3 protein-coding genes and 1 CRISPR repeat array (1 of these 4 running past the window's edge) are annotated in these 7303 nt (G+C 38.9%); all 3 genes read right to left on the reverse strand.

Annotation, left to right across the window (positions count from 1 at the left end; translation table 11 throughout):
- Positions 1-5610: a CRISPR direct-repeat array (repeat unit 30 nt; unit sequence ATTTCAATTCCTCTATGGTACGATTAAAAG) (it extends 3875 nt beyond the left edge of the window).
- A 208-nt stretch (positions 5611-5818) separates the two neighbouring features.
- Genes cas2 through ABD851_RS18040 form a run of 3 tightly spaced genes read right to left on the reverse strand, consistent with a single transcriptional unit; the run spans position 5819 to position 7207 of the window.
- Positions 5819-6082 carry a CRISPR-associated endonuclease Cas2 gene (gene cas2 / locus ABD851_RS13465; RefSeq protein WP_344980119.1) on the reverse strand — a complete coding sequence of 88 codons (264 nt, stop codon included), beginning with the start codon at positions 6080-6082 and terminating at the stop codon, positions 5819-5821.
- 28 nt (positions 6083-6110) lie between these two features.
- Positions 6111-7115 carry a type I-B CRISPR-associated endonuclease Cas1b gene (cas1b, locus tag ABD851_RS13470; RefSeq protein WP_344980121.1) on the reverse strand — a complete coding sequence of 335 codons (1005 nt, stop codon included), beginning with the start codon at positions 7113-7115 and terminating at the stop codon, positions 6111-6113.
- On the reverse strand, positions 7112-7207 hold the full coding sequence (locus tag ABD851_RS18040) for a Dna2/Cas4 domain-containing protein (protein ID WP_425549953.1): 96 nt from the start codon (positions 7205-7207) through the stop codon (positions 7112-7114). Before ABD851_RS18040 ends, cas1b begins: the two co-directional genes overlap by 4 nt.
- Between the last annotated feature and the right edge of the window lie 96 nt (positions 7208-7303).

Here is a 7303-nt window from a genome sequence, read left to right on the forward strand (position 1 = left end):
TTTCAATTCCTCTATGGTACGATTAAAAGTGCCCATGTAGCGTTTCAGCTCGATGGCCTGCTTAAATTTCAATTCCTCTATGGTACGATTAAAAGTTCGGGAATCGAGATCGGCGGATCAGTCCACGCCATTTCAATTCCTCTATGGTACGATTAAAAGTCCATCGCTGTGATAATACAACGTTTTCCCAGCAGTATTTCAATTCCTCTATGGTACGATTAAAAGATTTGCTCAGTGGATTAAACGGCATCCGGAAGCCTAATTTCAATTCCTCTATGGTACGATTAAAAGGATGGTTCTCTGACTTTGCTCATTGAGCAGATTTAATTTCAATTCCTCTATGGTACGATTAAAAGAAGAGCAACGGACGAGTGGCTTAACACAGAAGCAGATTTCAATTCCTCTATGGTACGATTAAAAGTTGTTGTTTTCAGGAAAGTAATATTTGTTTTGAAAGATTTCAATTCCTCTATGGTACGATTAAAAGCAGGGAAAGTCCCCGATACTTTTATCTCTGTATATATTTCAATTCCTCTATGGTACGATTAAAAGAGCACTCAAACCATAAACCATTAATCCAAATATCAATTTCAATTCCTCTATGGTACGATTAAAAGGCTACCCTGTACCACGGTAATGGGGTGGTGGAGTTTTATTTCAATTCCTCTATGGTACGATTAAAAGAACTTTCAAAAGGCTGACGATGCGGAATATGATAATTTCAATTCCTCTATGGTACGATTAAAAGAAAAAGACAACAAGAATAAAAAAACATCGTTCCGGTATTTCAATTCCTCTATGGTACGATTAAAAGATCATCATGTCCTAATAGAATGTGATCCGATATTATTTCAATTCCTCTATGGTACGATTAAAAGCGGTGTCAGATTAAAGGATGCAATCAGGTTTCCATATTTCAATTCCTCTATGGTACGATTAAAAGAATGCTGCCATTGTCCAAGACCTCCTGTAATCCTATTTCAATTCCTCTATGGTACGATTAAAAGAACATTTTTTGCTGTGGATAGAAGAGGCGATGAAAGATTTCAATTCCTCTATGGTACGATTAAAAGTCAATAATCATTTGCTTTATTTCTGTGTCGGACGTTATTTCAATTCCTCTATGGTACGATTAAAAGAAAGAACCTCAATCCCAAACAATCATCCTTAAATGAATTTCAATTCCTCTATGGTACGATTAAAAGACCCATACGCACAGCCTAATGGCTCACGTTAACGGTATTTCAATTCCTCTATGGTACGATTAAAAGTGCTTCATCCGTTGCGGCTATTTCCTCAAAAAAATAATTTCAATTCCTCTATGGTACGATTAAAAGTGCGGCAATGGGTATCCCCGTCCTCGGCGTTCAGCAATTTCAATTCCTCTATGGTACGATTAAAAGGATAGTGCCGCGATCGTCGTAGAAAGGGGGAGAAAATTTCAATTCCTCTATGGTACGATTAAAAGAAGAATCCCGGGGCGGCAGTGATATTCGTTCTGAATTTCAATTCCTCTATGGTACGATTAAAAGCTGTAAATCCAAATTTTCACTTAAAGACCTCTGTTAATTTCAATTCCTCTATGGTACGATTAAAAGTAATTATCGCCCGGCGGCTACAGACCCGCGCATATCAATTTCAATTCCTCTATGGTACGATTAAAAGGGTCGTACTACGGCGCCTCGCAGATAAGGCCAACGCATTTCAATTCCTCTATGGTACGATTAAAAGACCAGCAAGGAGGTACGGATTAACGGGCCGATCCCAAATTTCAATTCCTCTATGGTACGATTAAAAGTCTGATGCGGCCTGCTGGGGGTTTAGGGGATCGTCAAATTTCAATTCCTCTATGGTACGATTAAAAGTGCCGCCAGATTTCCCGGCTGTAGCGCGTTTCTCGCATTTCAATTCCTCTATGGTACGATTAAAAGTGTACAACCTGGGTGTTTCCTCAAGGATTCCAAATTATTTCAATTCCTCTATGGTACGATTAAAAGCCGAAATCCCTTGTCAAAGCCTCTGAACTTAAATGCATTTCAATTCCTCTATGGTACGATTAAAAGTACGGTATTCGGTCGACACCCGGTAGTTTTCGTTCGATTTCAATTCCTCTATGGTACGATTAAAAGAGCCAGGAGCAAACCTCTGGTGCATTTCTGGCCTTATTTCAATTCCTCTATGGTACGATTAAAAGAGTGCCGGCCACTTCGCCTTTGTGCGTTCCGAAGTATTTCAATTCCTCTATGGTACGATTAAAAGTCTTCAATTTCGATAAGGAAGATCAGAAGTCGATTATATTTCAATTCCTCTATGGTACGATTAAAAGCACGTGACGGCTCCGACCGGTAATCCTTCTCCCTCATTTCAATTCCTCTATGGTACGATTAAAAGATTCAATGGGGAGACAAAAACCTATCGAGGATTTTAATTTCAATTCCTCTATGGTACGATTAAAAGTAGCAAAATAACCACGACCGGGATAAAAATAAATAATTTCAATTCCTCTATGGTACGATTAAAAGATCGAACAACTAAACAAAGAGCAATATCTGGTAGCAATTTCAATTCCTCTATGGTACGATTAAAAGCGGGATGGTCTGCTGGGAATTCTTTTGCGAAAAAAATTTCAATTCCTCTATGGTACGATTAAAAGAATAACTCGCCAGCGGTTTTAATGCCGGTTATACATTATTTCAATTCCTCTATGGTACGATTAAAAGCTAAGCCTGAAACAGACAACGGCGCTTGATTACCTATTTCAATTCCTCTATGGTACGATTAAAAGACGGACGAGGCAACATGTCGAAGGTTCTTTTTCTGCATTTCAATTCCTCTATGGTACGATTAAAAGTTCAAGTATCTGCTTTTCGGATACCCCGTTGTCCTATTTCAATTCCTCTATGGTACGATTAAAAGGTCAAGTTTCCGCTGATCTGACCGCTGATATAGATATTTCAATTCCTCTATGGTACGATTAAAAGTGCTTATCTCCTTCCTAATCCCGTACACTTCCCCGAATTTCAATTCCTCTATGGTACGATTAAAAGAAGGCCCACTGAGGACCAAGAACAGGCCAAAAGGAATTTCAATTCCTCTATGGTACGATTAAAAGAAGCGAGGCGAGTTAAATGGGCTTGCTATGCTTAGATTTCAATTCCTCTATGGTACGATTAAAAGTCATGTGGGTCTTTTTAGTAAAGAATTGCTGGCAAGATTTCAATTCCTCTATGGTACGATTAAAAGGAAATATACCCCGATGAAGCCTTTGCAAGTAGAATATTTCAATTCCTCTATGGTACGATTAAAAGATTTCTCTTTAGAATAGCATCCGCAGTTGTCGTACAATTTCAATTCCTCTATGGTACGATTAAAAGACTTCCAGCGCTGCCGCCTATTGGACTGCTGATTTGATTTCAATTCCTCTATGGTACGATTAAAAGATGGTGAACATGGTTTGGTGCCAAAAGGGGCTATTAATTTCAATTCCTCTATGGTACGATTAAAAGTGGCTGTCCGTTGGATTGGCATTGGCCAGGGGATTAGGATTTCAATTCCTCTATGGTACGATTAAAAGGATATGCCCCCCGGGTTTGAGGCATCTCAGGGAATATTTCAATTCCTCTATGGTACGATTAAAAGGATAAGTTGCAGGCTGATTACACTAAAAGATTAAAATTTCAATTCCTCTATGGTACGATTAAAAGTTTCATTCCGATTATATAACTTTATGTTGCTGTACAAATTTCAATTCCTCTATGGTACGATTAAAAGGAGGGCCTCGGCTTCGCCTACCTAAGGCGCCACGAATTTCAATTCCTCTATGGTACGATTAAAAGCCGTACAGCCTGCATACATAGTTCTATTCGGTGAGATTTCAATTCCTCTATGGTACGATTAAAAGACAGCACTTGCCATTACAAAGTCAAACTGATTATCTATTTCAATTCCTCTATGGTACGATTAAAAGAATTTGTTATGTTCTTCACGCTTATTCAAAATCGTATTTCAATTCCTCTATGGTACGATTAAAAGTTTTCCAGTTTGAAGGGAAATAATTGGGTAGCTCAAATTTCAATTCCTCTATGGTACGATTAAAAGCTGGATGGGTAGTGCATCTTGCCGGCCCGGAAGGCTAATTTCAATTCCTCTATGGTACGATTAAAAGCTCGGGTATCCGAAGTCCGGGGGGAATTATTCATATTTCAATTCCTCTATGGTACGATTAAAAGTGCCGCCCAGGAAGGTACTTTGGCGCATGCTATTTGATTTCAATTCCTCTATGGTACGATTAAAAGGCAAACGTTCCCGCGGAATATCTATTGGAGATATTCTAATTTCAATTCCTCTATGGTACGATTAAAAGTGAATTGACTTTTTTGCTGTGGTCTACGGTAGCATATTTCAATTCCTCTATGGTACGATTAAAAGATTTGCCCGCCCCACGCTACTGAACGATTCGGAATATTTCAATTCCTCTATGGTACGATTAAAAGACCATAATGTACCATCGCTGTGCAGCTCGATAGTAATTTCAATTCCTCTATGGTACGATTAAAAGGGAAGCAATCTTCTTTTTTAGTGCTTCGGAAAGCTATTTCAATTCCTCTATGGTACGATTAAAAGGTGCTTATGCAGAACTGAACACACAAATTTCCAAGCAATTTCAATTCCTCTATGGTACGATTAAAAGAAGCTGCGGGCTGGGGATATAGCCACCCCCTGCGAAAATTTCAATTCCTCTATGGTACGATTAAAAGTGATATCTTTTGCCGAGTGTCGACCCTCTTTTTCTTATTTCAATTCCTCTATGGTACGATTAAAAGCAATTCCCTTCACCGAACACCAGACCGGTAACGAAATTTCAATTCCTCTATGGTACGATTAAAAGTGTACGATCATGGATATGATTATACGGTTCTTAAATTTCAATTCCTCTATGGTACGATTAAAAGACGATATCTCGGGAAAGGGTGAAAGTCAGTGAAGTCATTTCAATTCCTCTATGGTACGATTAAAAGATCAACCGTCAAAGTAGAACAGCCCCTTTTTAGCGAATTTCAATTCCTCTATGGTACGATTAAAAGTCCTCCTTGGGCAGCAGGTTGAGGCCGGGCAAATATTTCAATTCCTCTATGGTACGATTAAAAGCTTTACAGGAAGTAGCAAAAAAGCCGACCCCGTCGTATTTCAATTCCTCTATGGTACGATTAAAAGAAAGGGCAAACGGTCAGGCCCATATTGGATTGGAATTTCAATTCCTCTATGGTACGATTAAAAGCGCTATTTAGTGTCGGTTAATCAGCTTTAGTGTCGGATTTCAATTCCTCTATGGTACGATTAAAAGGTCTGACCCCCGTCCGTCATTCAATTCAGCAGTAAAATTTCAATTCCTCTATGGTACGATTAAAAGTTCTGTTACCTCCTTTAAAAGTTGTAAGGATTTTTGTATTTCAATTCCTCTATGGTACGATTAAAAGTCAGTCTGTGAATGGCGGGTATTGGAAAAGAATATAATTTCAATTCCTCTATGGTACGATTAAAAGTCTTTCTTACCGTCCAAGTGATCAAAGTCCATTGCGAATTTCAATTCCTCTATGGTACGATTAAAAGCCGTCGGTGTGACGACAAAAAATAGCCTTATTTCAAGGCTTTACAAAAGTAAATAATTATTTTGTGCATGAAAAATGTCGTCGACATACAATAATAAGATTAATACAGAAGATCGACGACAAACATTCACAATTGATTATGAATGCATTATGCTCCTTAATTCAAAGAACACATCCTATCCTCATGCTAATAGCACTACCCTAGACGACTAAAGCAGATTATCTAGCTCATTTTTCTCTCTCCCTAGTATAGTTTTATCCAGCCATTTTTCCTGCCTACTGCTGAAAATAATTATACTATCCTTTTCTGTCTTTATAATGCCTTTAGCACGGTGAAGCAGTTCCCTCAGCTTAACCTCTGTAATTTCACCTTCAAAAACACTATTTTGAATCCAATTCAAGTATTGTCTACACAGTTTAAGCATTTTGCCTACACGCTTTTCCTCTATGTCATATACCAGTATGATGTACATTTTTCAAAATCAAATACTCAAGAATAAATTACCACCATGCTCTGAAAGGCTTATATTCCTCCATGTTAAGGACATGCTTAACGAGTTTGTAGCACTCCAGCTTCACCAAGTGCCTATAGCGAACATTCCTTTTTAATGACCGATGCTTTATAGTCTCGTTGATCTTCTCATCCCATGCCTTTAATACCTTCTTTCGACCATTGTCTTTCAGCAAGCAACGATTTAGTTGTCGATCAAAATCATTTATCTGGATCACCCTTCTATTCAGCAAAGAGAATACCAGGCGATCGACCAATATGGGTTTAAATATCTCTGCAAGGTCCAGCGCTAAAGAGAATCTCCGGTAACCAGGTTCGTGCAGGAAACTGATCGTAGGGTTCAGTTGTGTATGGTAGATCATGTCGAGGCAAAGGGTATAACAAAGCATATTCACAAAAGATACCATGGCATTTACTTCGTTAGATGGTGGTTGTTTCACCCGGTTGCCCATTTCAAAATCGTTGATAATGCCATCGAATGCTTCATAATAGCTCATCCTGATGTTACCTTCGATGCCCATAAGGGTCTCCACATCAGCAGTAGCGGATATCTGCAGGCAAAGGTCCTCAATTTTTTCAATCAGAATACTGGTATCTCTCCCGCGATTACCATAGTAACGCAAGTTCTTAAGCATGTTAAAAGCCGCACCCTCTACGAAACGTTGCGCAATGATCATTCGTTTTTTGGGCTTCGAGTAAGCTCCCACCTGAGCCACCAGCACCTTTCCACTCAGCAGGTATTCCTTGGGAAGGAAGCTTCCCGTATAGTGTTCATAATAATCAAAGAAATGAACGCTGATCTGCTCTTTGCCGAGGAAATTATACAAGGCACTGTTTGCATCCAGCGCACCAAAGACATACAGGTTATCTACCCCCTCTATAGGGATGTATTTGGAAGGGCCTTCGTTACCCTCCTCGTCCACCGGCGTGAATTTAAGAGTATTATCCTTTCGGCTCATTCGGCCTGGGTTAAAAAGATAGTACGACTTTTTCATATCGCTTCCTCTATGTAACAGAAATCGTAATAACTACAGCTATTGCAAATCTTACTGTTGATTACCGCTGGGCATGTTTCACTTTCTAACAAGCCGCTTATTTTATAACGTCTTGTGCTATTAAAAACATAATGCGTGTTTGATCTTTGAAATTTTGAGTCCATTTTTGAAATTGATAAACTGGAGTA

This window comes from Compostibacter hankyongensis (assembly GCF_039541075.1).
GTDB classification, from domain to species: domain Bacteria; phylum Bacteroidota; class Bacteroidia; order Chitinophagales; family Chitinophagaceae; genus Compostibacter; species Compostibacter hankyongensis.